1 protein-coding gene is annotated in these 335 nt (G+C 69.3%); it reads left to right on the forward strand.

Annotation, left to right across the window (positions count from 1 at the left end; all coding sequences use genetic code 11):
- Positions 1–295 (forward strand): S-adenosylmethionine:tRNA ribosyltransferase-isomerase (locus tag A612_RS12065; RefSeq protein WP_040436777.1); only part of this gene is annotated, 295 nt, incomplete at its 5' end.
- Positions 296–335 lie beyond the last annotated feature (40 nt).

Below are 335 nucleotides of genomic sequence, written 5' to 3' on the forward strand. Positions count from 1 at the left end.
CCAGCGTGGCGGGCGCGTGGTGGCCGTGGGCACGACCACGGTGCGCACACTCGAATCCTGGGCCCGGACCGGGCAGGCGACGGGCGACACCCGCATCTTCATCACGCCCGGGTTCGCCTTCCAGGTGGTTCAGCTGCTGGTGACCAACTTTCACCTGCCCCGGAGCACGCTGATGATGCTGGTCAGCGCCTTTGCCGGCCATGCGCACGTGATGGACCTGTACCGGTACGCGATCGCGCAGCGCTACCGCTTCTTCAGCTATGGCGATGCCATGCTGCTGGAGCGCCGGCCATGAGCAGCGGCGACGCCGCTGCCGTGCAGGCAGCCGCACCCGC

The sequence above is a fragment of the Melaminivora alkalimesophila genome (genome assembly GCF_000282995.1).
Classification (GTDB): Bacteria; Pseudomonadota; Gammaproteobacteria; order Burkholderiales; family Burkholderiaceae_C; genus Melaminivora; species Melaminivora alkalimesophila.